The organism is Streptomyces sp. Z26 (assembly GCF_003665095.1).
Lineage (GTDB): Bacteria > Actinomycetota > Actinomycetes > Streptomycetales > Streptomycetaceae > Streptomyces > Streptomyces phytohabitans.
Genome location: NZ_RCHV01000002.1, coordinates 2,096,663 through 2,119,932 on the forward strand (window position 1 = coordinate 2,096,663; position 23,270 = coordinate 2,119,932).

At 73.6% G+C, this 23,270-nt stretch carries 24 protein-coding genes and 1 tRNA gene; 15 read left to right on the forward strand and 10 right to left on the reverse strand.

The genetic code is table 11. From position 1 onward, the window contains the following. Positions 1-302: 302 nt before the first annotated feature. Positions 303-2,264, forward strand: a complete 1,962-nt coding sequence (locus tag D7M15_RS09345; RefSeq protein ID WP_240649202.1) for an EAL domain-containing protein — start codon at positions 303-305, stop codon at positions 2,262-2,264. Between the two features lie 63 nt (positions 2,265-2,327). Here D7M15_RS09345 and D7M15_RS09350 read toward each other — a convergent pair whose 3' ends face one another. From D7M15_RS09350 to D7M15_RS09360, 3 genes are all read right to left on the reverse strand, one after another. Further along, a complete protein-coding gene (locus D7M15_RS09350; protein ID WP_121517083.1) occupies positions 2,328-3,419 on the reverse strand; it encodes an LLM class flavin-dependent oxidoreductase in 1,092 nt (363 codons plus the stop codon). Positions 3,420-3,581: 162 nt separating this feature from the next. Next, a complete protein-coding gene (locus D7M15_RS09355; RefSeq protein WP_121517084.1) occupies positions 3,582-4,307 on the reverse strand; it encodes an aspartate/glutamate racemase family protein in 726 nt (241 codons plus the stop codon). A gap of 87 nt (positions 4,308-4,394) precedes the next feature. Continuing rightward, positions 4,395-5,348, reverse strand: coding sequence for an aspartate/glutamate racemase family protein (locus D7M15_RS09360; protein ID WP_121517085.1), 954 nt, complete (start codon positions 5,346-5,348; stop codon positions 4,395-4,397). A 204-nt stretch (positions 5,349-5,552) separates the two neighbouring features. On the opposite strand from D7M15_RS09360, the gene D7M15_RS09365 reads away from it, so the two are divergent. Then, entirely contained in the window at positions 5,553-6,515 is a 963-nt protein-coding gene (locus tag D7M15_RS09365) for a D-2-hydroxyacid dehydrogenase (protein ID WP_121517086.1), read from the forward strand. Positions 6,516-6,617: 102 nt separating this feature from the next. Beyond that, positions 6,618-8,021, forward strand: coding sequence for an amidase (locus D7M15_RS09370; protein WP_121517087.1), 1,404 nt, complete (start codon positions 6,618-6,620; stop codon positions 8,019-8,021). Positions 8,022-8,145: 124 nt separating this feature from the next. Here the strand turns inward: D7M15_RS09370 and D7M15_RS09375 are convergent, their stop codons facing one another. After that, a complete protein-coding gene (locus D7M15_RS09375) occupies positions 8,146-8,646 on the reverse strand; it encodes a DUF3830 family protein (RefSeq protein WP_121520486.1) in 501 nt (166 codons plus the stop codon). Between the two features lie 122 nt (positions 8,647-8,768). Here D7M15_RS09375 and ehuB point away from each other — a divergent pair, with 122 nt between their 5' ends. From ehuB to D7M15_RS09405, 6 genes are all read left to right on the forward strand, one after another. Next, positions 8,769-9,674 (forward strand): ectoine/hydroxyectoine ABC transporter substrate-binding protein EhuB, encoded by a 906-nt coding sequence (ehuB, locus tag D7M15_RS09380; protein WP_121517088.1) that lies wholly within the window; start codon positions 8,769-8,771, stop codon positions 9,672-9,674. Between the two features lie 2 nt (positions 9,675-9,676). Further along, complete coding sequence (ehuC, locus tag D7M15_RS09385) at positions 9,677-10,417, forward strand: ectoine/hydroxyectoine ABC transporter permease subunit EhuC (RefSeq protein ID WP_206337468.1); 741 nt, start codon at positions 9,677-9,679, stop codon at positions 10,415-10,417. Next, positions 10,414-11,064: an ectoine/hydroxyectoine ABC transporter permease subunit EhuD gene (gene ehuD, locus D7M15_RS09390; RefSeq protein WP_121517089.1), complete on the forward strand. Its 651-nt coding sequence runs from the start codon at positions 10,414-10,416 to the stop codon at positions 11,062-11,064. The genes ehuC and ehuD overlap by 4 nt, the downstream gene beginning before the upstream one ends. Next, complete coding sequence (ehuA, locus tag D7M15_RS09395) at positions 11,054-11,869, forward strand: ectoine/hydroxyectoine ABC transporter ATP-binding protein EhuA (protein WP_121517090.1); 816 nt, start codon at positions 11,054-11,056, stop codon at positions 11,867-11,869. Before ehuD ends, ehuA begins: the two co-directional genes overlap by 11 nt. Positions 11,870-12,069: 200 nt before the next feature. Then, a complete protein-coding gene (locus D7M15_RS09400) occupies positions 12,070-12,828 on the forward strand; it encodes an IclR family transcriptional regulator C-terminal domain-containing protein (protein ID WP_121517091.1) in 759 nt (252 codons plus the stop codon). A gap of 131 nt (positions 12,829-12,959) precedes the next feature. Next, a tRNA-Lys gene (locus D7M15_RS09405) sits at positions 12,960-13,033 on the forward strand. 329 nt (positions 13,034-13,362) lie between these two features. On the opposite strand, the gene D7M15_RS09410 is transcribed toward D7M15_RS09405, so the two are convergent. The 3 genes from D7M15_RS09410 to D7M15_RS09420 form a co-directional block, all read right to left on the reverse strand. Beyond that, positions 13,363-13,575, reverse strand: coding sequence for a DUF397 domain-containing protein (locus D7M15_RS09410; protein ID WP_121517092.1), 213 nt, complete (start codon positions 13,573-13,575; stop codon positions 13,363-13,365). A gap of 110 nt (positions 13,576-13,685) precedes the next feature. Beyond that, positions 13,686-13,898, reverse strand: a complete 213-nt coding sequence (locus D7M15_RS09415) for a DUF397 domain-containing protein (RefSeq protein ID WP_121517093.1) — start codon at positions 13,896-13,898, stop codon at positions 13,686-13,688. Beyond that, positions 13,880-14,710 (reverse strand): helix-turn-helix transcriptional regulator, encoded by an 831-nt coding sequence (locus D7M15_RS09420; RefSeq protein WP_240649204.1) that lies wholly within the window; start codon positions 14,708-14,710, stop codon positions 13,880-13,882. Before D7M15_RS09420 ends, D7M15_RS09415 begins: the two co-directional genes overlap by 19 nt. A gap of 126 nt (positions 14,711-14,836) precedes the next feature. Here D7M15_RS09420 and D7M15_RS09425 point away from each other — a divergent pair, with 126 nt between their 5' ends. The 6 genes from D7M15_RS09425 to D7M15_RS09450 all read left to right on the forward strand — a co-directional run bounded on the left by D7M15_RS09425 (position 14,837) and on the right by D7M15_RS09450 (position 20,412). Then, entirely contained in the window at positions 14,837-15,082 is a 246-nt protein-coding gene (locus D7M15_RS09425) for a hypothetical protein (RefSeq protein WP_121517094.1), read from the forward strand. Further along, the gene (locus D7M15_RS09430) at positions 15,079-15,333 is read left to right on the forward strand and encodes a hypothetical protein (protein ID WP_121517095.1); all 255 of its coding nucleotides are present in this window, start codon (positions 15,079-15,081) and stop codon (positions 15,331-15,333) included. The genes D7M15_RS09425 and D7M15_RS09430 overlap by 4 nt, the downstream gene beginning before the upstream one ends. Before the next feature lie 134 nt (positions 15,334-15,467). Further along, a complete protein-coding gene (locus D7M15_RS09435; protein ID WP_127201732.1) occupies positions 15,468-15,770 on the forward strand; it encodes a hypothetical protein in 303 nt (100 codons plus the stop codon). Next, complete coding sequence (locus tag D7M15_RS09440; protein ID WP_121517097.1) at positions 15,767-16,219, forward strand: hypothetical protein; 453 nt, start codon at positions 15,767-15,769, stop codon at positions 16,217-16,219. The genes D7M15_RS09435 and D7M15_RS09440 overlap by 4 nt, the downstream gene beginning before the upstream one ends. A 62-nt stretch (positions 16,220-16,281) precedes the next feature. Then, the gene (locus D7M15_RS09445; RefSeq protein WP_121517098.1) at positions 16,282-17,016 is read left to right on the forward strand and encodes a DUF2470 domain-containing protein; all 735 of its coding nucleotides are present in this window, start codon (positions 16,282-16,284) and stop codon (positions 17,014-17,016) included. Positions 17,017-17,115: 99 nt separating this feature from the next. After that, entirely contained in the window at positions 17,116-20,412 is a 3,297-nt protein-coding gene (locus D7M15_RS09450) for a type I polyketide synthase (protein ID WP_165906227.1), read from the forward strand. Positions 20,413-20,469: 57 nt separating this feature from the next. On the opposite strand, the gene D7M15_RS09455 is transcribed toward D7M15_RS09450, so the two are convergent. From D7M15_RS09455 to D7M15_RS09465, 3 genes are all read right to left on the reverse strand, one after another. Then, positions 20,470-21,204: an antibiotic biosynthesis monooxygenase gene (locus D7M15_RS09455; protein WP_121517100.1), complete on the reverse strand. Its 735-nt coding sequence runs from the start codon at positions 21,202-21,204 to the stop codon at positions 20,470-20,472. 141 nt (positions 21,205-21,345) lie between these two features. After that, on the reverse strand, positions 21,346-22,377 hold the full coding sequence (locus D7M15_RS09460) for a DUF3533 domain-containing protein (protein ID WP_121517101.1): 1,032 nt from the start codon (positions 22,375-22,377) through the stop codon (positions 21,346-21,348). 144 nt (positions 22,378-22,521) lie between these two features. Continuing rightward, entirely contained in the window at positions 22,522-23,148 is a 627-nt protein-coding gene (locus D7M15_RS09465) for a lytic polysaccharide monooxygenase auxiliary activity family 9 protein (protein ID WP_121517102.1), read from the reverse strand. Between the last annotated feature and the right edge of the window lie 122 nt (positions 23,149-23,270).

Here is a 23,270-nt window from a genome sequence, read left to right on the forward strand (position 1 = left end):
CCGCTTCGCGTGCTTTGCACCGTTTCGCTACGCCGCTCGGGTTACCCGCGATATGACTACCGTGGGTGATTTCCGACCGAGGACGACCGACTCGTTTCGGATGGGTGACAGGAGCGGTCAGCCGCGTGCGCGGTCACGCCCCACCGCGCGCTCCGGAGCCCCTCGGCGCGCGCCGGGCCGCTGGCGGGCCCGTCCGGCGAACCTCTATGATCGGCACATTTCCAGCGCGGACCCGCTCGCGAAGGGCCCACGCGCGGCCACTCGCCCGGTCCGCGGGCGACGAGTCACCGCGGGAGTGATCGGTGAACGGACCCTTCGAAGGACCGGGCGCGGCCCCCGGTGACACCACCGAGAGCGTCCCGGAAACCCTCACTGAGAGCGATCACGGCAGCCGTCGCGCCGACGACGACGGCCCCCGCCCCAGCGACTTCCGCGCCGCCTTCAACGCCGCCCAGGTCGCCATGGCCGTCGTGGACCGCGACGGCCGCGTGCGTACGGCGAACCGCGCGCTGGAGGCGATGCTCGGCGCCGTGCCCAACGGCCTGGTCGCCGCCCCGGTGGCCGGGCTCGGCGGCATGGACCTGGCGGAGGCGGACCTGCTGACGGGAGCGGGCCGGTCCGCGGAGTCGGACCCGTCCGGCGCGGACCCGCCCGGCGCGGAGAGAGCCGTACGGGACGGCGCCCCCGACCCGTACGACACGCGCCCCGGCGCCGTGGTCCCCGAGCCCCGCGCCCGTACCGGCGCGGTGGGCGACGGCGCGTGGGACGGCGCGCGCGCCACCGCGCCCACGCAGCGGCGTACACGCCGCCTCAAGCACGCCGACGGGCACACGCTGTGGGCGGAGATCACCGTCACCCCGACCGCGTACGGGAAGGGCGGCGGGCCCGACGAGGCGCTGCTGTCCGTCGTGGACGTCAGCGAGCAGCGCTCGCTGCGGCAGCGGCTGAGCCACCTCCAGCAGCACGACCCGGTGACCCGGCTGCCCAACCGCGCGCTGTTCTTCGCCCGGCTGTCGGCGGCGCTCTCCGGCTCCGCCACCGGCCGCATCGGCATCTGCTACCTCGACCTCGACGGCTTCAAGGCCGTCAACGACACCCTCGGCCACCAGGCCGGGGACGAGCTGCTGGACGCCGTGGCGCGCCGGCTGGCCTGGTGCGCGGAGGGCGGCGGGCACCTGGTGGCGCGGCTCGGCGGCGACGAGTTCGCGGTGCTGGTCGACGGCTCGACCGGTACGGAGCAGCTGACGGACCTGGCGACGACGCTGCTGCACGCGCTCCAGCGCCCGTTCGAGCTGCCCGGCCAGCGGCTGGCGGTGTCGGCGTCCATCGGCGTGGTGGAACGGGAGACGGCGGGGACCAGCGCGACGGCGCTGATGCAGGCCGCCGACACGACGTTGTACTGGGCGAAGGCCGACGGCCGGGCCCGCTGGACCCTCTTCGACCCGGAGCGGAACGCGGACCGGGTGACCCGGCAGGCGCTCTCCAGCACGCTGCGCCCGGCGGTGGAGCGCGGCGAGTTCCTGCTGGAGTACCAGCCGATCGTCGGGCTGGGCGACGGGGCGCCGCTCGGGGTGGAGGCGCTGGTCCGGTGGGGGCACCCGCAGTTCGGGCGGCTGGGGCCGGACCGCTTCATCGAGCTGGCGGAGGAGAACGGGGCGATCGTGCCGCTCGGCCGCTGGGTCCTCGCGGAGTCCTGCCGCCAGGCCCGCCGCTGGATGGACGCGCACGGCGGACGGCCCGTCTTCGTCAGCGTGAACGTCGCCGTGCGCCAGGCGTGGGACTCGGACCTGGTCGCGGACGTCGAACGCATCCTGGCCGAGACCGGCGTGCCCGCCGCGCTGCTCCAGCTGGAGCTGACCGAGTCGGCCGTGATGGGGTCCGCGGGGCGCCCGCTCCAGGCGTTGCAGGCGCTCAGCGAGATGGGCGTACGGATCGCCATCGACGACTTCGGCACCGGCTACTCCAACCTCGCCTACCTCAGCCGCCTCCCGGTGCACACGCTGAAGCTCGACGGCACCTTCGTGCGCGGATTCCGTACGGCGCCGCACCCCAACCCGGCCGACGAGACGATCGTCTCGGCCCTCGTGCAGCTCGCGCACAAGCTGGACCTGACGGTGACGGCCGAGTGCGTGGAGAGCCGGGCGCAGGCCGAACGGCTGCGGCGGATCGGCTGCGACTCCGGCCAGGGCTGGTACTTCGCGCGGCCCATGGCGCCCGAGGGCGTCTCCGCCCTCCTCGACCGGCGGGCCCGCGCGGCGGGCTGAGGGCGGTCGGCTGAGGGGCGCGCGGTACGGGGCACCGGGTACGGCGGAGGCGCCCCGCCCGGCCTACGTGTCCGCCCCCGCGGACGGCAGTGCGTACGCGTCGGCGATCAGCTCGTAGCTGCGGACGCGCGCCTCCGGGGTGTGCGCGTTCGCCGTGATCATCAGCTCGTCGGCGCCGGTGCGCTTGGTGAGCGCGTCGAGGCCGTCGCGTACGGCGTCGGGGGTGCCGTGCACGATGTTGCCGAGCCAGCCGTCGACGAAGTCCCGTTCCACGGCGCTGAACTCGTACGCCTCCGCCTCCTCCGGCGTGGGCACCAGCCCCGGGCGGCCGGTGCGCAGCCGGAGCATGGACAGGGCGCCGGTCAGCACCTGGCGGCGCGCCTCGCGCTCGTCCTCGGCCGCGAGGGCGGCGACGCCGATCAGGGCGTACGGCTCGGCCAGCGCGGCGGACGGGCGGAAGGTGGAGCGGTACAGCTCCAGGGCCGGGACCGTGTTGGCCGCCGAGAAGTGGTGCGCGAAGGCGAACGGCAGCCCCAGCTGCCCGGCCAGCCGGGCGCTGAAGCCGGACGAGCCGAGCAGCCAGATGGGCGGGCGCCCGCCGTCGCCGCCCTGTACGGGTCCGGGTACGGCGTGGATGCGGGCGTAGCGGTGACCTTGGGGGAAGTCGTCGTCCAGGAAGCGGGTCAACTCCGCGAGCTGCTGCGGGAACTCGTCGGCGCCCTCGCGCAGGTGGTCCGTACGCCGCAGGGCAGCCGCCGTCGCGCCGTCCGTGCCGGGCGCCCGGCCCAGGCCGAGGTCGACGCGGCCCGGCGCGAGCGCCTCCAGGGTGCCGAACTGCTCGGCGATGACGAGCGGCGCGTGGTTGGGCAGCATGACGCCGCCGGAACCGAGCCGTACCCGCTCGGTGTGGGCCGCGAGGTGGGCGAGGATCACCGCCGGGGACGTGCTCGCGACCCCCGGCATGGAGTGGTGCTCGGCCACCCAGAAGCGGGTGAAGCCGCGGTCCTCCGCGAGGCGCGCGATCCGGGTGGAGGCGCGGAGCGCGTCACCCGCCGTACGGCCGACCCCCACGGTCACCAGGTCGAGGACGGACAGCGGCACGGGGGCCGCGCCCCTGGCCTCGCCGCGGATGGGGTCGGTGCGGTCGTCGGCCACGGCTGGCCCGCCTCCCTGCTCGTCAGCTGCGCGTACGCACCGGGCAACCGGCCGCCGCGCCGCGCTATTCCCCGACGGGAGGCGGGAGGTGCGGGCGGGCGGCGCGGGCGCGGGGCCGGGCGGCGGGCCGGGCGCGGGGCCGGGCGGCGGGCCGGGCGCGCGTCAGGCGAACAGCCTGCCCAGCGCGGGCGTACGCACCCGCCGGTCCAGCAGCCGCAGCCCCTCCCAGGCCGTGACCTGGTTCGCGGTGAGCACCGGCTTGCCGAGCGCGGCCTCCAGCTCCGGGACCCAGGCGGCGGTGTGCAGCGCTGTGTCCGGCAGCAGTACGGCGTCCGCGTCCGGGTGGTCGCCGCCACGGGCCAGCGCGAGCACCTCCTCGCGGCCCCAGGTGCCGACCTCCGCGGCGGTGATGATGCCGCTGCCGCGCATCGCGACGACCTCGGCGCCCGCCGCCTTCAGGAACGCGGTGAACAGCGCGGCGACGTCCTCCGGGTACGTGGCCGCGATGGCGACCCGTTCCGCGCCCACCTCCCGTACGGCGTGGGCGAAGGCGAACGACGTGCTGGACGCGGGCAGCCCGGCCGTCGCGGACAGCTCGCGCACCTGCGCCTCGGCGCCCTCCCAGCCGAAGACGAAGCTGGCGCTGGTGCACGCCCACACGACGGCCTCCGCGCCGAGCGCCTTCACCTCCTCGACCTTCGCCGCGAGGCGGGCGGCGGAGCCCATCTCCAGGAGCGCGTCGACGCGGTGGGCGTCCTCGCCGATGTCGGTGTGGACGAGCGGCAGCCGTACGTCCGCCGCCCCCGCCTCCCGGACGATGCCCTCCAGCCGGGGGAAGTCGTCCTCCGCCGAGTAGCCGGGGTAGAGGAACCCCACCGCCTGTGCCATGTACGCCTCCCTGCGCGGTCGTCGCGTGTGCTCTGCCGGGTCGCTCGTCCGGGTGGTTCGTCGGGGTCGCTCGTCCGGGTGGTCCGGTCAGCCCGCGGGCTGCGCCCCGCCGCCCCGGTCGTCCGGGCCGGACGGCGGGTACAGCGGGTCGTACGCGTCGAGCGGCTCGCCGCCGCCCTCCAGGTCCGCGCCCGCGAGCGCCGCCTCCGGCGTCGACTGCGGCGGCACCGCGTCCGCCAGCGGCGGGCCGTGGCCGGCGGCCGGGGACGGCCCCGGATCGGGCGCCATCGCCGCCGGGCCGCTGCGCGCGACGGGGTCGAGCAGCGCCTGGTACGGGCCGACGGCCTGTACGCCGACGCGCCGCAGCGCGGCCCACATCGTCACCTGGTTCGCGGAGAGCACCGGCATCCGCAGCTCGGCCTCCAACTGCGGGATGACGTCGTACGTCGGCAGGTTGGTGCAGCTGATGAACAACGCGTCCGGTGCGTCGACGGCCGCCTCGCGGGCCATGTCGACCACGTCCCGGTACGGCACCCGCCAGATGTGGCTGGTGAGGCCGAGGTAGCTGCGGCCGGTGACCGCGATCCCGGCCTCCGCGAGGAACTCCTCCAGCGAGTCGGTGACCGACTTCGTGTACGGGGTGACGACCGCGACGCGGCGCGCGTCCAGCTCCCGCAGCGCCTCCAGCACGGCGCCGGAGGTGGTGAGGGCGGGCACCTCGCCCGCCTGCTCCATGGCGGCGGTCATGGCCCGCTCACCGGCGATGCCGCCGACGAAGCTGCCGGAGGTGCAGGCGTACGCCACCGTCTCGGGCGCGACGGCGGTGAGGGCGAGGACGGCCTCGTGCAGCGTCTCGTGCTCGCTGACGAGCCGCGCGAGGTCGAGGCTGACCTCGACGGGGACGAACGGGGTGCGGGTCAGGTGCAGCGAGACGTCGTCGGGGACCCAGCGCCACAGCTCGCGGTCGAGGGCGAAGTCGAACGGCGCGACGATCCCGACGCCGCGCTGCGGCTGCGGTCCACCGAGGAAGGAGACATCCATTGCGGAACCCCAAGGAGACGGAGGGGCGGCACGAGGCCGAAATGAAGGAGATAGCCGTGCAAGACGCCGGGAACGCCGGGCAGATGCCTTTGTTGACGAAGGTAGAGCGCCGTCCCTACCGTGGTCAATCCTCACTTCTTCGGCGCTTCGACGACCCCGTTACCCCACTCCAGTCGGCTCTCGTTTCGAAACGGTTTCCTGCCTATGTCCGAAACATCTGTTCTTGTCCTGGACGCCGATCCGCCGCCCCGCCTGGACCGTCTGGAGGGCCGGGCGCGGGTGCTGCACGCCGACGCGAAGTCGCTGGCAGAGCGCCTGCCGGAGGCCGACGTGCTGCTCGTCTGGGACTTCCTCTCGGACGCCGTACGGGAGGCGTGGCCAGGCGGGGGCGCGCGCCCCCGATGGGTGCACACACCGAGCGCGGGAGTGGACCGTTTGCTTCCCGAACTGGCCGGTTCCGATGTGGTGCTGACAAATGCGCGCGGTGTCTTCGACCAGCCCATCGCGGAATACGTCGCGGGACTCGTCGTAGCCATGGCCAAGGATTTCTTCGGCAGTCGGGAATTGCAGCGGCAGCGGCGTTGGAAGCACCGCGAGACGATGCGCGTGGGCGGTACGCGCGCGGTGGTCGTCGGCTCCGGACCCATCGGCCGGAAGACCGGGCGGACCCTCCAGGCGCTGGGCGTCGAGGTGGACCTCGTGGGCCGTACGGAACGCGACGGCGACCCCGACTTCGGCCGGGTGCACGGCGGCGCGGCGCTGCACGGGCTGCTCGGCGGCGCGGACTGGGTGGTGTGCGTGGCGCCGCTGACGGAGGCGACGCGGGGGATGTTCGACGCGGCGGCCTTCGCCCGGATGAAGCCGGGCGCCCGCTTCATCAACGTCGGGCGCGGCCAGCACGTCGTCGAGGACGACCTCGTCGAGGCGCTGCTGGAGCACCGCATCGCGGGCGCGGCGCTCGACGTGTTCGCGGCGGAGCCGCTGCCGGTGGAGAGCCGCCTGTGGGACGTGCCCGGCCTGGTGCTCTCCCCGCACATGAGCGGGGACACGGTCGGCTGGCGCGACGACCTCGCCACGCAGTTCCTGGACAATTTCGACCGCTGGTACGCGGGCGAGCCGCTGCTGAACGTGGTCGACAAGCAACTGGGGTACGTACCCGGGGGCTGACGGGAGCGGCCCGCCGCCCGCCACCACCGACCGCGTACCCGCGTACCCGCCGAGCCGTACGGGACCGACCGTCCGGGGGCAGCACCGTCCGAGGAGGATGCGTTGACCGATCTCACCGCCCTGACCGCCGCCCGGCTCGTCGCGGGCTACGCCGCCGGCGACTTCTCCCCCGTCGAGGTCGCGCGCGCCACGCTGGAACGCGCGGAGGCCGTACAGCCGCGCGTGAACGCGTTCGTCCGCGTCAACGGCGCGGAGGCGCTCGCGGACGCCCGTTCCAGCGAGGAACGCTGGCGGCGCGGGGAGCCCGCCGGGCCGGTCGACGGCGTCCCGGTGACCGTCAAGGACATCCTCCTCCAGCGCGGCATGCCGACCCTGAAGGGCTCCTGGTCCGTCCGCGAGGACGGCTCGGCCTGGGAGGAGGACGCCCCGTCGGTGGCGCGGCTGCGCGAGTCGGGCGCCGTCTTCCTGGCGCGCACGACGACCCCGGAGTTCGGCTGGAAGGGCGTGACGGACAGCCCGCGGCACGGCGCGACCGGCAACCCGTACGACCCTGAGCGCACCGCGGGCGGCTCCAGCGGCGGCGCCGCGGCGGCCGTGGCGCTGGGCGCGGGGCCGTTGAGCCTGGGTACGGACGCGGGCGGGTCGGTGCGCATCCCCGCCTCGTTCAGCGGGATCTTCGCGCTGAAGCCGACGTACGGGCGGGTCCCGATGTATCCGGCGAGCGCCTTCGGGACGCTGGCGCACGTCGGCCCGATGACGCGGGACGCGGCGGACGCCGCCCTGCTGATGGACGTGGTCTCCGCGCCCGACCCGCGCGACTGGGCGCAGCTCGGCCCGGTGCCCGGCGGCTTCCGGGACGGCCTGGCGGGCGGGGTGGCCGGGCTGCGGATCGCGTACTCGCCGACGCTCGGCGGCCAGGTCGAGGTCGACCCGGCGGTCGCGGCGGCGGTACGGCGCGCGGTGGAGCGGCTGGCGGAGCTGGGCGCCGTGGTGGAGGAGGTCGACCCGGAGCTGCCGGACCCGGTGGAGGCGTTCCACACGCTGTGGTTCAGCGGCGCGGCCCGGATCACGCAGGACTTCACCGAGGAGCAGCGCGCCGCGATGGACCCGGCGCTCCGCGAGGTGTGCGCGGAGGGCGCGCGCGCCGGGGCGCTGGAGTACCTGGCGGCGGTCGACGTACGGATGGCGCTGGGCCGGACGATGGGCCTCTTCCACGAGCGCTACGACCTGCTGGCGACGCCGACGATGCCGATCACCGCGTTCGCCAAGGGTGTCGAGGTGCCGGTGGGCTGGCCGAGCCCGCGCTGGACGAGCTGGACGCCGTTCACGTACCCGTTCAACATGACGCAGCAGCCCGCGTGTTCGCTGCCCTGCGGGGTGGACGGCGCGGGGCTGCCGATCGGCCTCCAGCTGGTGGCCGCGCGGCACGGGGACGCGCTGGTGCTGCGGGCGGCGCACGCGCTGTACGAGGCGGGGGCCGCCGAGATCCCCGCGCCGCCCGCGTAGGGCGTACGGGTCGGGGGTACGGTCCGCGGGCCGTACCCCCGACGTCGTGGACCGGGGGCCGTGACCTCCGGACGCCGTGAACAGGCGCCGGGCGCCGTGACCTTCGCGCTCAGGCCCGCCGCGTTCAGGCCCGCCGGAAGCTGAGGGTCTCGCCCAGCGCGCCCGCCCGCCACAGGTCCTGGCACGCGTCGGCCATCCGGTCGAGGCCGTCCACGACGGCGCCCCAGACGATGCCGGGGACCCACCCGGCGTCACCGTTGATCAGCAGGTTGTTGCGCTCGTAGAAGAGGGCGAGGTCGACGACGGTGGTGCGGCCGCGGTGGTCGGCCCGTTCCTCGTAGCCGTACGACGACGTGGCCAGCTGGGTCTGCGTGAAGGTGAAGTAGCAGAGGTCGCCCGGGATCGGGGTGATCGTCGGGTTCTCCAGGGGCGGTTCCTCCGGGGCGAACGGCGGGAGGAGGGCGTAGATCTCGTTGCGGGCGTATTTCGCGTGGTAGACGTCGCCGCCGAGCGGGAGCGCGTTCCACACCGCGTCGCAGGTGATGGGCGCCCGGTCGTCGAGCAGCTTCGCGGTGCAGGCCACTCCGCGTTTGTCCAGGGACACTTCGATGAAGCGGTCCGGCATCATGCCTCCCTCGGTCGATCGTTCACCCGTCAATACTGACGCAGCGGTCAAGACGACAACGACCACGTCAAGGGGTGGAAACGATTCGCATAACTCCGTCCTCCCTGGGTAGCGGCGCGCCCATGGCTCCACCACTCAGAGCACGCAGACCATTCGACGGAAAAGGCATCAGCCGCCGCTCGCTCCTCGCGGGAGCGGCGGCAGCGGGTGCGCTCGGCGTCGCAGGATGCAGCCGCGCACCGGAAGAGGGGGAAGTGGAAGGGGGTGACCTGCTCGAACAGCTGCGGGACAAGGGGAGTGTCCGCGTCGGCATCGCGAGCGAGCCGCCCTTCGGCTACATCGACGACAACGGCGACGCCACCGGCGAGGCACCCGAGATCGCGAAGGTGCTCTTCAAAAGGCTCGGCATTCCCGAGATCAAGGCCATTCCGGTCGAGTTCGGCGCACTGATTCCCGGCCTCAAGGCACAGCAGTTCGACGTCGTCTCCGCGGGCATGTACATCAACCCGGACCGCTGTGAACAGGTGCTGTTCGCCGATCCGGACTACATCATGCTCGACTCGTTCATCGTGCCGAAAGGCAATCCGCACAACCTGCGTTCCTACAAGGACGTCGCGGACAAGAAGCTGAAGATCGCCTCCGGGAAGGCGTACGCGGAGATCGCCTACGCCGAGTCGTACGGCCTGGAGGTCGAGGTCTACCCGGACCAGGTGGCCGGGCTCAACGCCGTCACGACCGGCCGCGTGGACGCCTTCGCCGGGACGAACGTCACCGTGGAGACCGTGGTCAAGGGCAGCCGGAAGGCGGAGGCCATCCCGGCGTTCCAGCCCATGGTGGACGGCGAGCCCGCGTACGGGGCCGGGGGCTTCGCGTTCCGGCTCAGCGAGAAGAACTTCCGCGACGCCTTCAACAAGGAGCTGCACAAGCTGAAGGAGAACGACTACGAGGAGCTGCTGGAGATCGTCGGCCCGTTCGGCTTCGGCAAGACCGAGATGACCGACAAGACGGCGAAGGAGCTGTGCGGCTGATGATGACCTCAGGCATGTTCAGCACGTGGTTCCTGCCGGGCATCTGGATCACGATCCAGGTGACCGTCTACAGCGCCGCGCTCGCCGCGGTCGTGGCGTTCGTCATCGGCCCGCTGCGCACCTCGCCGTACTGGATCGTCCGCTTCCTCGCGGGTGTCTACTTCGAGGTCTTCCGCGGTACGTCGGCCCTGGTGCTGATGTTCTGGATGTTCTTCGCGCTGCCCCTCTTCGGCTGGCAGCTCGTCCCGATGTGGGCGGGTGTGAGCGCACTGGGCCTGACGTACGGCGCGTACGGTTCGGAGGTCGTACGCGGCGCGCTGGCCGCCGTCGCTCCCGCGCAGCGCGAGGCGGGGATCGCGCTGAGCTTCACCAGGACGCAGCGGCTGCGGCGCATCGAACTGCCGCAGGCGTGGCCGGAGATGATCCCGCCGTTCAACAACCTGCTCATCGAGCTGCTCAAGGGCACCGCGCTGGTCTCGGTCATCACCGTTGCGGACATGACGTTCGCGGGGAACCTGGTCCGGCTCGGCAGCAACGAGAGCGCGCCGATCTACACCCTGCTCCTCGTCCTCTACTTCGTGCTCGCCTTCGTCCTCACCCGGGGCATGCGGGCACTGGAGCGGCACGCGAGGGCCGGGATCGGCCAGGCGCCGGAGCGGGAACCGGGAATCGTCAGCAGGTGGCTCGGCGCGCGCAAGGAGCGCGCGCAGGCCGGTGGCCAGGCCGCGGGAGGCATCGGATGAACGACTGGGACTGGTCGAACGTCGACAAGTTCATGCCGCACTTCTGGGACGGGTTGGCGGTCACCCTCCAGGCCCTGCTCCTCGGCTCCCTGATCGCCTTCTCCCTCGGCCTGGTGTGGGCCATCGCGCAGCGCTCCCACGTGGTGTGGGTGCGCTGGCCGGTGACCGCCGTGACCGAGTTCATCCGGAACACGCCACTGCTGGTGCAGCTGTTCTTCCTCTTCTACGTGGTGCCGGAGTGGGGGCCCGAGTTCTCACCGCTGACCACCGGCATCATCGGCCTCGGCCTGCACTACTCGACGTACACCGCGGAGGTCTACCGCGCCGGTATCAACGGCGTGCCGGACGGCCAGTGGGAAGCGGCCATCGCGCTCAACCTGCCCAAGCGGCGCACCTGGACGTCGGTGATCCTGCCGCAGGCCATCCGCCGCGTGATCCCGGCGCTCGGCAACTACGTGGTGTCGATGCTGAAGGACTCGCCGATGATCGCCGTGATCGGGGCGTTCGAGATGCTGGGCGAGGCCCAGCAGTACAGCAACGTGACGTTCACCACCGAGGCGATCACGGTGGTCGGTGTCGCCTTCATCGTCATCGCGTACCCGGCTTCCCTTCTGATCCGACTCCTGGAGCGTCGTCTTGTCCGCTGACAACAAGCCCACGAAAGAGACCGCGAACCCCGCCGCCGACGGCAGCGAACTGATCCGCTTCGACGGCGTCACCAAGCGCTTCGGCAGCAACGTCGTACTGGACCACATGGACTTCACCGTGTCGTCCGGGAAGCACGTCACCCTCATCGGCCCGTCGGGATCGGGCAAGACGACGATCCTGCGGCTGCTGATGACGCTGCTGAAGCCCGACGAGGGCACCATCAAGGTCGCCGGGGACTACCTCACGCACGAGGAGCGGAACGGCAAGCTCGTACCGGCGGGTGAGAAGCACGTACGCGAGGTGCGCAAGAAGATCGGCATGGTCTTCCAGCAGTTCAACCTCTTCCCCAACATGGGCGTCCTGCGCAACATCACCGAGGCGCCCGTGCACGTGCTCGGCCTGCCCAAGGAGGAGGCCGAGCAGCGCGCCCGCGAACTGCTGGAGATGGTCGGGCTGACCGAGCACATCGACAAGTACCCGTCGCAGCTGTCCGGCGGGCAGCAGCAGCGCGTCGCCATCGCCCGCGCGCTCGCGATGCGGCCGCAGGTGCTGCTGCTGGACGAGGTCACCTCGGCGCTCGACCCGGAGCTGGTCGCCGGGGTCCTCGACGTGCTGCGGGACATCGCGCACACCACCGACATCACGATGCTGTGCGTCACGCACGAGATGAACTTCGCGCGGGACATCTCGGACGACGTCCTGATGTTCGACTCCGGGCGGGTCATCGAGTCGGGCTCGCCGGAGAAGATCTTCTCCGAGCCGGAGCACGAGCGGACGCGCGAGTTCCTGAGCGCGGTGCGCTGACCGTACGGCGCCCCGCGCCCGGCCCGTACGCGGTCCCCGTCCCCTCCATGGGGCGGGGACCGCGTCGCATCCGCTCGGGGCATATGCCGAATGCAGCAACAGCCGACGCCGTACGGCCTGTTGGCGGTTATCGTGTGACGGATACGCGTGACCCACCGCTCCGGTCACGATGCAGACGGTCACAACCTCCAGGGGGCACCGTGGCGCTCAGGCCGGAACCCACCGCACCGTTCCACTCGGTGCAGTACGCGCTGCGCGTGCTCGAATCCGTCGCGGGCCACCGCGACGGCGCGAACGAGGAACAGCTGTCCCGCGAGACGGGCCTCCCCTCGGGACACCTCTCGCACCTGCTGCTGATGCTGCGGCGCGAGGGCTATCTGGAGCAGGTGTCCGACGGCTCGTACGTGGTCGGGGAAGGGCTGGTGCTGCTCGGCTCGGGCGGCGGCCGGGAGCGGGCCCTGCGGGAGAGACTCGACCGCACCCTCTCCGAACTGCGCGACGCGCTGGGCGCGGCCATTTACCTCAGCCGCTACGCGGACGGCGAACTGGAGGTGCTCCAGACCTCGCAGAGCGACACCGCGCCGCTGGTCAACGAGTGGGTCGACTTCCGGTCCGCCGTACACGCGACCGCGATCGGCAAGTGCCTCCTCGGGCAGCTCGACCACGACGGCCGCCGCGACCACCTCTCCCGGCACCGTACGGCCCGGCTCACCTCCCGGACCATCACGGACGAACGCCTCCTGCTCAACACCCTCGCCCAACAGCCGCCCACCGTGCCGGTGTTGGACCTCCAGGAGTACGCGGTCGGCACGGTCTGCGCCGCCGTCCCCGTCACGGCGGGCGCGTCGGTCGGCTGCCTCGCCCTGTCCCTGCCGGTCGAGAACGCCCACCGGCTGCGCAAGTCGGCGGAGGCGCTGAACAGGCGGGCGGCGCCGGTGATGCTGTCGCTGGCGATCTGAGCGGCGGGGCGGGGTGCCGCGACGGTGCTGCGGGGCGGGGGCGCCGGGCGGGGTGCGGGCGGGGTGCCGGGGGCGCCGGAAGATGGTCGGGAGCACCGTTCCGGACCCGGTAGCATTGTGGCTGTCAGCAGGCGCCGCTAGCTCAGTTGGTTAGAGCAGCTGACTCTTAATCAGCGGGTCCGGGGTTCGAGTCCCTGGCGGCGCACCGACACCCGAAGGCCCCCTCGTCCACGAGGGGGCCTTCGGCGTTCCCCGGAAGCGGGCCCATGCCCCGGGGCGATCGTTCAGCGGCCGGAAGGCCACGTTCCCGTACGTTCCCCGACCGGAGGGAAGCGCCGCCGATGAAGCCTCCGGCACGTGAACCACGGAACGCGAGTACGCCGAGGACCCGACCCTGGCCACCTGGTGCGTCGAGGCGTTCGACACCGTCTGGCGACGGGCCACCCCGCACGAGGAGTACGAGCCGGTCCAGGGCAGCCAGCTGCGCTGGCGGCACGTCCTCGCCTGACCCGAGGAGCCCGACAACGGACGTTGTCAGGCGGGGAGCTGGCCCGTCCGTACGGCAGTGATGAACGCGGTCCAGGCAGTGATCGGGGGCTTGAGGGTGCCCCGGTACGGGGCCTTGCTGTCCCGCACGGGTACGACACCGGGAAAGCCGTCCGCGACCTCGACACAGTCGCCGCCGTCCTGGTTCGAGTAACTGGACTTACGCCACGTGGCGCTGGTCAGCTCAGGTCCGTCCACCATCGCGTCTCTCCTCGATCGGGCTCCGGGGGCTGCTCACCAGAAGCATGCCGCGAACACGACTGCCCCAACCCGCATACGGATTGGGGCAGTCACGTGAGCAACGGGCAGTGTCAGCCGTCGAGTTGACCCGACCGTACAGCCTTGACAAACGCGGTCCAGGAAGCGCTCGGGGGCTGGAGGGTGCCCCGGTACGGGGCCTTGCTGTCCCGCACCGGTACGACACCGGCGAAGCCGTCCGCGACCTCGACGCAGTTGCCGCCGTCCTGGTTCGAGTAACTGGACTTCCTCCACGTCGTGGCGCCGGTCAACTCGGGTCGGGGCATGAGGTCTCCTCCAGCAGGGTGCGGATGAACTGCGCAGACGCATTGGGCGGCAGCGCCAGGTCCCGCAGCAGATCGTACGAGAGCTTCAACCGCTCCACCTCCCCCGGTTCCTCGGTGAGGTCTCCGCTGTAGCCCGACTCCGTGTAAGCCACGGCGGAGCCGTCGGCCAACCACAGGATGGTCAGCGACGTTCCGACGAGTCCGTGCAGACCGGCGGACAGCGGCACGATCTGGAGCATGACATTGGGAAGATCGGCCACTTCTAGCAGGTGTTCCAGCTGCTCCTGCCAGATCTTCGAGTCGACCGGGGTGCGGCGCAACGCGGCCTCGTCGAGCAACGCACGGTAGTGCGGCGGGTCTTCGCGGGTCAGTATCTCCTGCCGACCGAGCCGTGCCGCTACCTGTTCCTCCAACTCGTGCTCGTCCTTGGGTCGGGCCGCCCGTAGCAAGTCCTCGGCGTAGGCACGGGTCTGAAGCAGTCCAGGCACCGTGTTCGACACGTACTCGTATCGAACGGTGGCTTCCTGTTCCAGCTCCATGAACCGGCGGTACTTGTCGCGGAAAGCGTCCTCCTTGCCCAGCTGCCAGAGCAGTTGCAGGTGGCGCCCGGTCTCGTACACGGCATCCAGGGCCGCCATGACCTGCGCGGACCCGAGTTTCTCGCCGCGCTCCAGCTTGTGCAGGTACGACCGGTCGAACGTGGTGAGCGAGGCCAGTTCGGCGAGCGATCTCCCCGACTCCTCCCGCAGGCGGGCCAGTTCACCAGCCAGCATCCGACGCGCGGATGGGCGGCTGGACTTCCTCTCGGCCACATCTCCTCCTGTGTCCCCTGCCCTGTGGGCCACACGTCGGTACTTTCACGCCGCGTCGCCCTCGTCGAGTCTGTGAGTAGTCGAGCACAGAACGTGAGCATCGAGCAATGCAGGAAAGGAACCGCTATGGACGACGACATGACGGCTTCGGCTCAGCCTCCTCTCGATCCGGTGGAGGCGGCGGAGCAGGCGGTGGTGCTGTTGCGGCACGCGTTGGAGGCGGCGGGGGTGGCGTTGCCGGATCTGGGGGTGGACGGCTGCACCTGCGGCTACGTGGTGGTGCATCGGCCGATGGTGGAGCTGGGGCGGGTGGCTCCGGATGTGGCGATCCGGCTGGCCGGGGTGTTGGCGCGGGGGGCGTTGGCGTCGTGAGTGGCGAGGTGCGGCCCGCCGGGGGTGCCGCCGCGGTTCCCGTCGTGGGGGCGGTGGTGGTGGACACCGGGTGTGGTGACCGGGTGGGCGAGTTCCGTGGGGTGGCGGGCCCGTACTGGTTGTTGCGGCCGGTGCGCGGTGGCAGGGAGTGGGAGGCGGACCCGGGGCACGTACGGGCTGCGAGCGCGCGGGAGCGGTTGGCCGCGTGGAACGCCCGCTGCAACGCGCGGAGTCGGGGTGAGGTGCTGTGACGGGCGTCCCGACTCCGCCCGTACGAGCCGGTGTTGACCAAGCGGGCCTGGTGTTCCGGGCGCGGGTGTACGCGGCGGGCCCGGTGTGGGGTACGGGCCGGAGCGCGGGCTACGTCCTGGGTACGTACGGATCGTTGTCCCCGGTGTTGGCGCTGCGGTGGTTGCGCGGGGAGGCGTTGCTCCTCGCGGACCGCCTCGACCCCGACCCGCGGCACTGCCCGTACCTGACCCCAGGACTGCGCCCGTCACCGGCGCCGGTGGCGGGTTGCGCGGACCGGCTGCGGGCGTGGGCGGGCGACACGGTCGGTCTCCGTACGACGCGCGCGGGGTTGAAGGACGGACGTGCGGTGTCGGTGGTGTTCGAGGACGAGGACTGCGCTTACACCCTCTCCGCGTGGCCCGAACACCCGCACCAGGCACGGCAGACGGCCGCGTGACGCCGCGACGCGGCAGCCCCGGCCGGGACGAGCGCGCGGCCGCGCGGGAGGCGGCCCGCGCCGACCGGGAGGTGATCACGGCACGGTACGACGCGCGGGAACCGGTCAGCCGGATCGCCGCCGACTACGGCGTCTCCCAGACCTGGCTGCGCTTGCGACTCGACGCGTGGGGCGTCCCACGCCGCCCCGTCCACGACGCCCACGGCCACCGCCGTTCCCCCGCCCATGTCTTCAAGGGCCGCGCCGCCCGACCCCGTACGCACGCCGAAGTACGGGCGGCACGGGCCGAGTTGATCCGCGACCGTGCGCGGGTGACCGCGCGCTACCAGGCGGGCGCCTCGCTGACCCGCCTCGCCCGCGAGTACCGCGTCACCGTCTCCTGGCTCGCCGACACCCTCGACCGCTGGGACATCCCCCGCCGCAGCGGTCCCGGGTCGGAACGGCCCTGACGGAACGGCCGCATTAGGTTAGCCTTACCTAAGCCATCCTCCGTCGCCCTGGGAGCCCTCGCATGCGTCTCTTCCGCAGCCGCGCCACGCAGCCGACACCCGCCGAACGCGTCCAGTCCATCCTGGCCGTCGCGCACTCGATGACCGTGGTGTGCGGAGGCCGCCGGTACGAGGTGCACCGGCTGCACGGCTCCGGCGCGCACGGCCACGTCCACCTGCACGCCCCCGTCGACCCCGGCACCCCCCGCGAGCACGGCGAGCACGGTGACCCCGGCGAGGCGGCGCCCCGCGTCCCCGTACGGCTGGAGTTGACCGACGTCGCCCCCACGCCCGTACGGCAGCGGCTACGGGCGCGGCTGACGCTGACGGGGACGCTCCCGGCGCCGTACGACCCGGAGTCGGCGGAGAGCGCGTGCATGGAGTTCGGCGGCGCGGAGCTGGAGGAGGCCGGTACGCGTACGTCCGTGCCGCTGGACAGGCTGCGGGAGACGGCGGCCGATCCGCTGGCGGGCTGCGAGGCGAGCATGCTGACGCATCTGCTGGACGGTCACGCGGAGTACGTACCGCTGCTGCTGCGCCTCGTACGGCCGCACCCCGGGAAGGGATTGGTGCGCGCGCTTCCGGTCGCGTTGGACCGGTACGGGCTGACGTTGCGGCTGGAGTTCGCGGGCGCGCACCGGGACGTACGGCTGGCCTTCGCCACGGCCGTGTCCGACCCCGCCGACCTGGGCACTCGCATCCAGGGGCTGGTCGCGGCGGCACGCCGGGCGTCGCATCCCAACCACCTGCCCGCGTGAGGCGGTTCGGGGCGGGGCTGAACGGCGCAGCCTGATTGTTTCGGTCTGATTATTTCGGTCTGGTGAATTCCCGGCATGATCGCACGGACACTGACCCACATGGTGGACTCGGCTGGCGCACCCGACGCGACGGACACGGACGCCGGGGCGGCTCAGCACGGGAGACGGGGCGGCTCCCCGGCGGACTGGGGCCAGGTCCCGATCGACCATCCGCTGCTCGGCGCCGCGGTCGAAGTGGCGGGCGGCGACGGCCTGTTGCTGACCGGCAGCCTCTCCACCGAGGCTCAGCCGTGGCTCGCGGACCACGTGGTGCACGGCGTCCCGCTGCTCTCCGGCGCCTGCTTCCTGGAGCTGGCCCTGCTCGCGGGCGCGCACGTGGGCTGCCGCACCCTCGACGAACTCGTCCTGGAGGCGCCGTTGCCCCTGGGCGACCACGGCACCGTACGCGTCCAGGTCGCCGTCGGGGAGCCGGACGGCGCGGGCCGCCGGACGGTACGGGTGTACGCGGCGACGGACGACGGCAGCGGGGAGAAGCCGCTGTGGCGGCGGCACGCCGACGGGGTGCTCAGCGAGACGGAGGACGAAGCGGAGACGGAGACGGAGACGGAGACGGAGACGGAGACGGAGACGGAGACGGAGACGGAGACGGAGACGGAGACGGAGACGGAGACGGAGACGGAGACGGAGACGGAGACGGAGACGGAGACGGAGACGGAGACGGAGACGGAGACGGAGGCGGAGACGGAGGCGGAGGCGGAGGACGAGGCCGCGGACGAGGTCGACGCGGAGGTCGCAACCGAGGCCGGAACCGAAGCCGAAGCGGAAGCGGAGGTGGAGGCCGAGCCGCCGCCCCGCCCGAGGAAGCCCCCCACGGAGGCGGACCCGCCCCCAGCCCCCGACGCTCCGCCCACCCCCCTCGGCGCCGACGCCTGGCCCCCCGCCGGGGCGGAGCACGTCCCCCTCGACGGCCACTACGCCCGCCTCGACGCCCGGGGCAACGGCCACGGCCCCGCCTTCCGCGGCCTGCGCGCCCTGTGGCGGCGCGGCGACGAGACGTACGCCGAGGTGGCGGTGCCCGGCGACGGGCCGCACGACGCGCGCTTCCAGCTGCACCCCGCCCTGCTGGACGCCGCGCTGCACGCGACGGACCAGCCGGGGGCGGACCGGGACGGGCGGGCGCGCCTGTCGTTCTCCTGGCAGGGCGTACGGCTGCACGCCGACGGCCGCCCCGGCGGGGCCGGTTCGGGTGCGGTGACGGCGTTGCGCGTACGGCTGGCGCCGTCCGGCGACGGCGGTCTCGGCCTGCTGGCGGCGGACGAGTCGGGCACGCCCGTGGCGAGCGTCGCCGCGCTGCGGACCCGGCCCGTACGGGCGGAGGTGCTGCACACGGCGGCCGACCCCGTGGCCGAGGTGGCGTACCAGGTGGACTGGCTGCCGCTGGCCTCGCCCGGCGCGGGTGGCGTACTGGAGCAGGTCGTCGCGCACGAGGCGGGCCGGGACCGCTGGGCGGTGCTGGAGGAGGAGCGTTCGGGGCTGAGCGGGGCGGTGCGGAGCATCGGCCTGAGCGTGGACGCGTTCCCCGACGTGGGGGCGCTCGACGCGGCGGTACGGGCGGGGGCGAGCGCCCCCGGGACGGTGCTGGTGCCGTGTCCGCCGACGAAGGAGCCGCTCCCCGAGGCCGTACGCGCGACCGCCGGGTACGTGCTCGGCGTCGTCCAGGACTGGCTGGCCGCCGAGGCCCTGGCGGGGACGCGGCTGGTGGTCGTCACGCAGGGCGGTGTGAGCACGACGCCGGACGACGCGTACGGCGGGGACGCGGCGGCGGCCGCCGTGTGGGGCCTCGTACGGTCCGTGAACGGCGAACACCCGGGCCGTACGGTCCTGTTGGACGTCGACGCCGGGCTCGGCTCCTCCCCGCGGCCGACCGAGGACGGGCACGCGCTGGGCGTGCAGCTGGTCGCCGCCCTCGCCTCCGGTGAGCAGCAACTCGCCCTGCGCCGAGGCGTCCTGCGCGTCCCCCGCCTCACCCCGGGCACGGGCACGGGCCCGTGGCCGCCGCCGGACCCGGGCGACGGCCCGCCCGTACGGCTCGACCCGGAGGGCGTGGCCCTGGTCACGGGCGGTACGGGCATGATGGGCGGCGTCCTGGCGCGGCACCTCGTACGGGAGTACGGCGTACGGCACCTGCTGCTCGCCTCGCTCGACGGGCCGGAGGCGGCGGCCCGCGCGGAGCTGGAGGAGCAACTGACCGCGCTGGGCGCCTCGGTGGCCTTCGCCGCCTGCGACCTGGCGGATCGGGACGCGGCGGCGCGACTGCTCGACGGGCTGGACCGGCCGCTGACCGCCGTGGTGCACGCGGCGGGCGTGCTGGACGACGGGCCGGTTGAGGAGCTGGACGCGGACCGGCTGGACGCGGTGCTGCGCCCGAAGGTCGACGCGGCCGTGCACCTGGACGAGTTGACGCGCGCCCCGGACCCGGCGCTGTTCGTGGTGTGCGCCTCGGTGGCGGGCGTGTTCGGCGGCCCCGGGCAGGCCAACTACGGTGCGGCGAACGCCGCGTTGGAGGCCCTGGCCGTACGCCGCCGCGCGCTGGGCCGCCCGGCGGTGTCCGTGGCGTGGGGCGTGTGGTCGCCCCGTCGGGGCATGGCGGCGCGGCTCAGCGACGCGCACTGGGCGCGCGTGCTGCGCGCGGGGGTGCTGCCGGTGACGGACCGGCAGGGTGCCGCCGTCTTCGACGCGGCCCTGGCGGGGACGCGCGCGGACGTGGTGGGGGCGCGGCTGGACCTGCCGGGGATGCGCCGCCGGTACCGGCCGGTGCCGGCGTTCTTCCGCGAGGTCGTCCGACCGGCACCGGGAGCTGCCCCGGCGGCGGGGGCGCGTACGGGATCGGGGCCCGGGGCGCGTACGGGCTCGGCGACGGGGGCGCGTACCGGCCCGGGGGCGGGGGTGGCCGCCGCGGCGGCACGGCTGCGTACGGCGCCGGGCGAGGAGCGCGTACCGCTGCTGCTCGACCTCGTACGCCACTGGACCGCCGACGCCCTCGGCGCCGAGGGACCGGCGGGGATCGCGGCGGACGGCGACCTGCTGGCCGCCGGGCTGGACTCGCTGGGCGCCGTCGAACTGCGCACCGCACTGGGCGAGTCGACGGGACTACGGCTGCCCGCCACGCTCGTCCTCGACCACCCGGTGCCGACCGACCTGGCCGAGCGGGTGGCGGGGCTGATGCCCCCGCCACCGCCGCCGGCCGCCCGCCCCGCCCGCGCGCCGCACCGCCCGCGGGGCGCGGCCGGGCGCCCGGTGGAGCCGCGCCCGCACGGGGCGGGCGCCGCCGGGCCGGGGGCGGACAGCGGGCTGCGGAGCACCCTGCGGGGGCTGCGCAGGTGGTGGGCCGGGTAGGCGGTGCTCCCGTCCGGCCCGGGCCCGTACGTGCGGGGTCCGTGCTCCGGCGCGGCCTCAGTCCGGGACGAGGCCCCGGGCGAACGTGTGCCGGGTGACGGTGCTCGACGTGATCCCCGGGTACGTCCGGACCCGCCGCCACGCGGCGCTCGGCGAGCCGACGCCGTCACCGGGCGCGGCGAGCGCGGCGCGGTGCGCCCGCGCGCTCTCCCACTCGGCGTAGTTGAGGACGTGCGCGCCGTCCGTACTGGTGTGGAAGTGCGCCGAGATCCCGCCGGGGTGCGGGGCCGGATCGTCCGCCAGCGCCTCGAACACGGCGTCCACCCAGGCCCGTTGGCGTGCCGCGTCCGGCGCCGCGAAGGCCACCTCGACGGTCACGAAGCAGCCCGGCACCCGTACGCCCGACCCGGCCCGGGGGTCGGCGCCGGAAGCCGCACCGGCCCGGCCACCGCTGCGGTAGCGGGTGTGGACGCGGGCGCCGATCCGTTCGACGTCGGGCACCGCCGCGAAGATCTCGTCGGTACGCTCGTCGCGCCCCGCCCGCTGGAACGCGCGGAACGCCTCCTCCCCCGTCCACTGCGAGTAGTGCAGCACCGAGCCGCCGTCCTCGGCCGCGTAGAGGCCGTACGCGAGCAGGTCCGGGGTCGGCCACGGGCGGGCCGCCCAGGTCGCGGCGATCGCGTCGACCGTGGCGGCCTGCCGGTCCGGACCGGACGTGCGCCACCGGCTGAAGACGGCCACCCCCAGGTCGGGGCGGTCGGGGCGGGGCGGGGTGCGGACGACGGCGGTCACGGCGGCTCCTCGGGTGCGGTCTGCGTACCGGCGCGTACCGGCGCCGACCACCCTGCGGCTTGAAGTCCGGTTCAGGTCAACCGGTCCGGATCGACCGGTTCGGGCGCCCCGACCGGGACCCGTTCGGACCGGCAGGCCCGTTCAGACCGGCAGGACCGGGTAGCCGCGCAGCGGCGGGGGCTCGGTGGGGCGGTGACGCGCCGCGAGGGCGAGGGTGACGGCGACGGACGCGGCGGCCCAGACGGCGAGCGTCCACAGGGGCCCGGCGAGCGCGTGCGCGTCGAAGTAGACGGTGTTCCGTACGGCGCTGACACCCGCGCCCGGCGGCAGCCAGGAGCCGATGGCGCTCCAGAAGCCGGGGATCATGTGCTCCTGGTAGGCGCCGCCCGCGCTGGGGTTGCCCAGCACCACCAGCAGCACGATGGCCAGCCCGATGCCGAACACGCCGCACAGCGTCTGGAGCGCGATCGTGAGCGTGCACGCGGCGAGGACCACCAGCGTGCCGATGCCCCACAGTTCGGGGAGGTGGCCCGGGAGGGCGCCGAGCACCGGGCCGACGATCACCGCGCCGCCCAGCCCGGACACGACGGCGTACACGGCGGACACCAGGAGCCGTACGACGGCCCGCCGCACGGTGGCGGGGCGCGCCCCGGCGGTGACGCCGAGCATCGCGGCGGCCAGGTAGCCGCCGACGAGCCAGCCGACGACGAGGTAGAAGGCCGTCAGGCTGCCGTTGTCCTGTCCGCCCGCGGGCGCGATGTCGACGGTGCGCAGCGTGCGGTCCTGGTCGCGGGCGAGCGAGCGGCCGATCTCCGTGACGGCGGAGGTGACGGAGCCGCCCGCGCCGGAGGCGACGAGCAGGGTGTCGCGGCGGCCGTCGGGGTCCATGACGTACGCGCCGTCGGCGTCGCGCCGCATGACGCGGGCGCGTGCCTCGCCCTCGTCCCGTACGACGGTGCTGCGCACCGGTCCGCCGGGCAGCGCGTCGAGGCGGTCGGCGACCTGCTGGGGCGCGACGACGGCGAGCGGTACGCGACGGGGCTCGGGGTGGTGGAACGCCCCGACGTAGCTGAGCAGGAAGCCGAGTTGGACGAGCAGGACACCGAACATCAGCAGGAACGCGCGGGGTGTGATCGCGTCGCGCAGCTCGGCGAGGAGGAGGCTGTGGCGCATGGGGAAACGTATCCTTACAGGCGATTTGCCCCATGCTTACCCGATGCGGTCCCGGCCGGGCGGCGCGGCGCGCTGCCCGGCCGGGACACGGACCACCGGCCGCCGCGCGCGGCCGTCCGACCGCTCGCCCGACCGGCCGCCCCGTCAGAACTCGACGTCGGCGCAGGAGTAGAACGCGTTGGAGGTGTCCGCGACGTTCCAGACCCCGACGATCAGGTGGTGGCCGGACTTGTCCGGCAGCTTGCCGTCGTGGGTCTCCTTCTCGGCGGGCTGCTCGCCGTCCATCGGCACGGTGAGGAACGGCTCCGGCTCCAGGTCGGCGCGGGTCAGCTTCTTCGCCGGGTCCCAGCCGTCCTTCGTGACGAAGTACTGGTAGTCGGTCGTCGAGTGGCGGGCGGTGTTGGTCCAGCTGAACGTGTGGTCCGCGCCCGGCTCCAGCTTGGTGGTGGGCCACTCGCCGTCACGCGGGTCGTCCAGCGCGGCGAAGCCCTCGTTGCCGCCCGCGCATATGGTGCCGTCCTCGGGACCCGCCCCGGGGAAGCCCTTGGGGCCCTCGACGCTCTGCGGCTCGTTCTCGACGGCGCCGCAGTCGGCGACGTCGCCCTGGGCGCAGTGGACCTGACGGCTGGTCGGGGAGTCGGCGTAGCCGTGCCCCTGGGCGGAACCGGTGGTGACGAGGACGGTCGCCCCGGCGATGCCCATGGCGGCGACGGCGGTGGCGACGGCCTTGCGCCCGACGGTGGCGCGCTTGACGGAGGTGCTCTTGCGCATGCCTGCTCCAGTGATGTGGGGGGTCCGCACGGGTACGAGCCGTACCGGCGGGCGCCGGTCGTGCTCACGTACGGCTCCGGTCCGGACTGGTCCAGACCAGGCCCACGACGCTAACGCCGGGT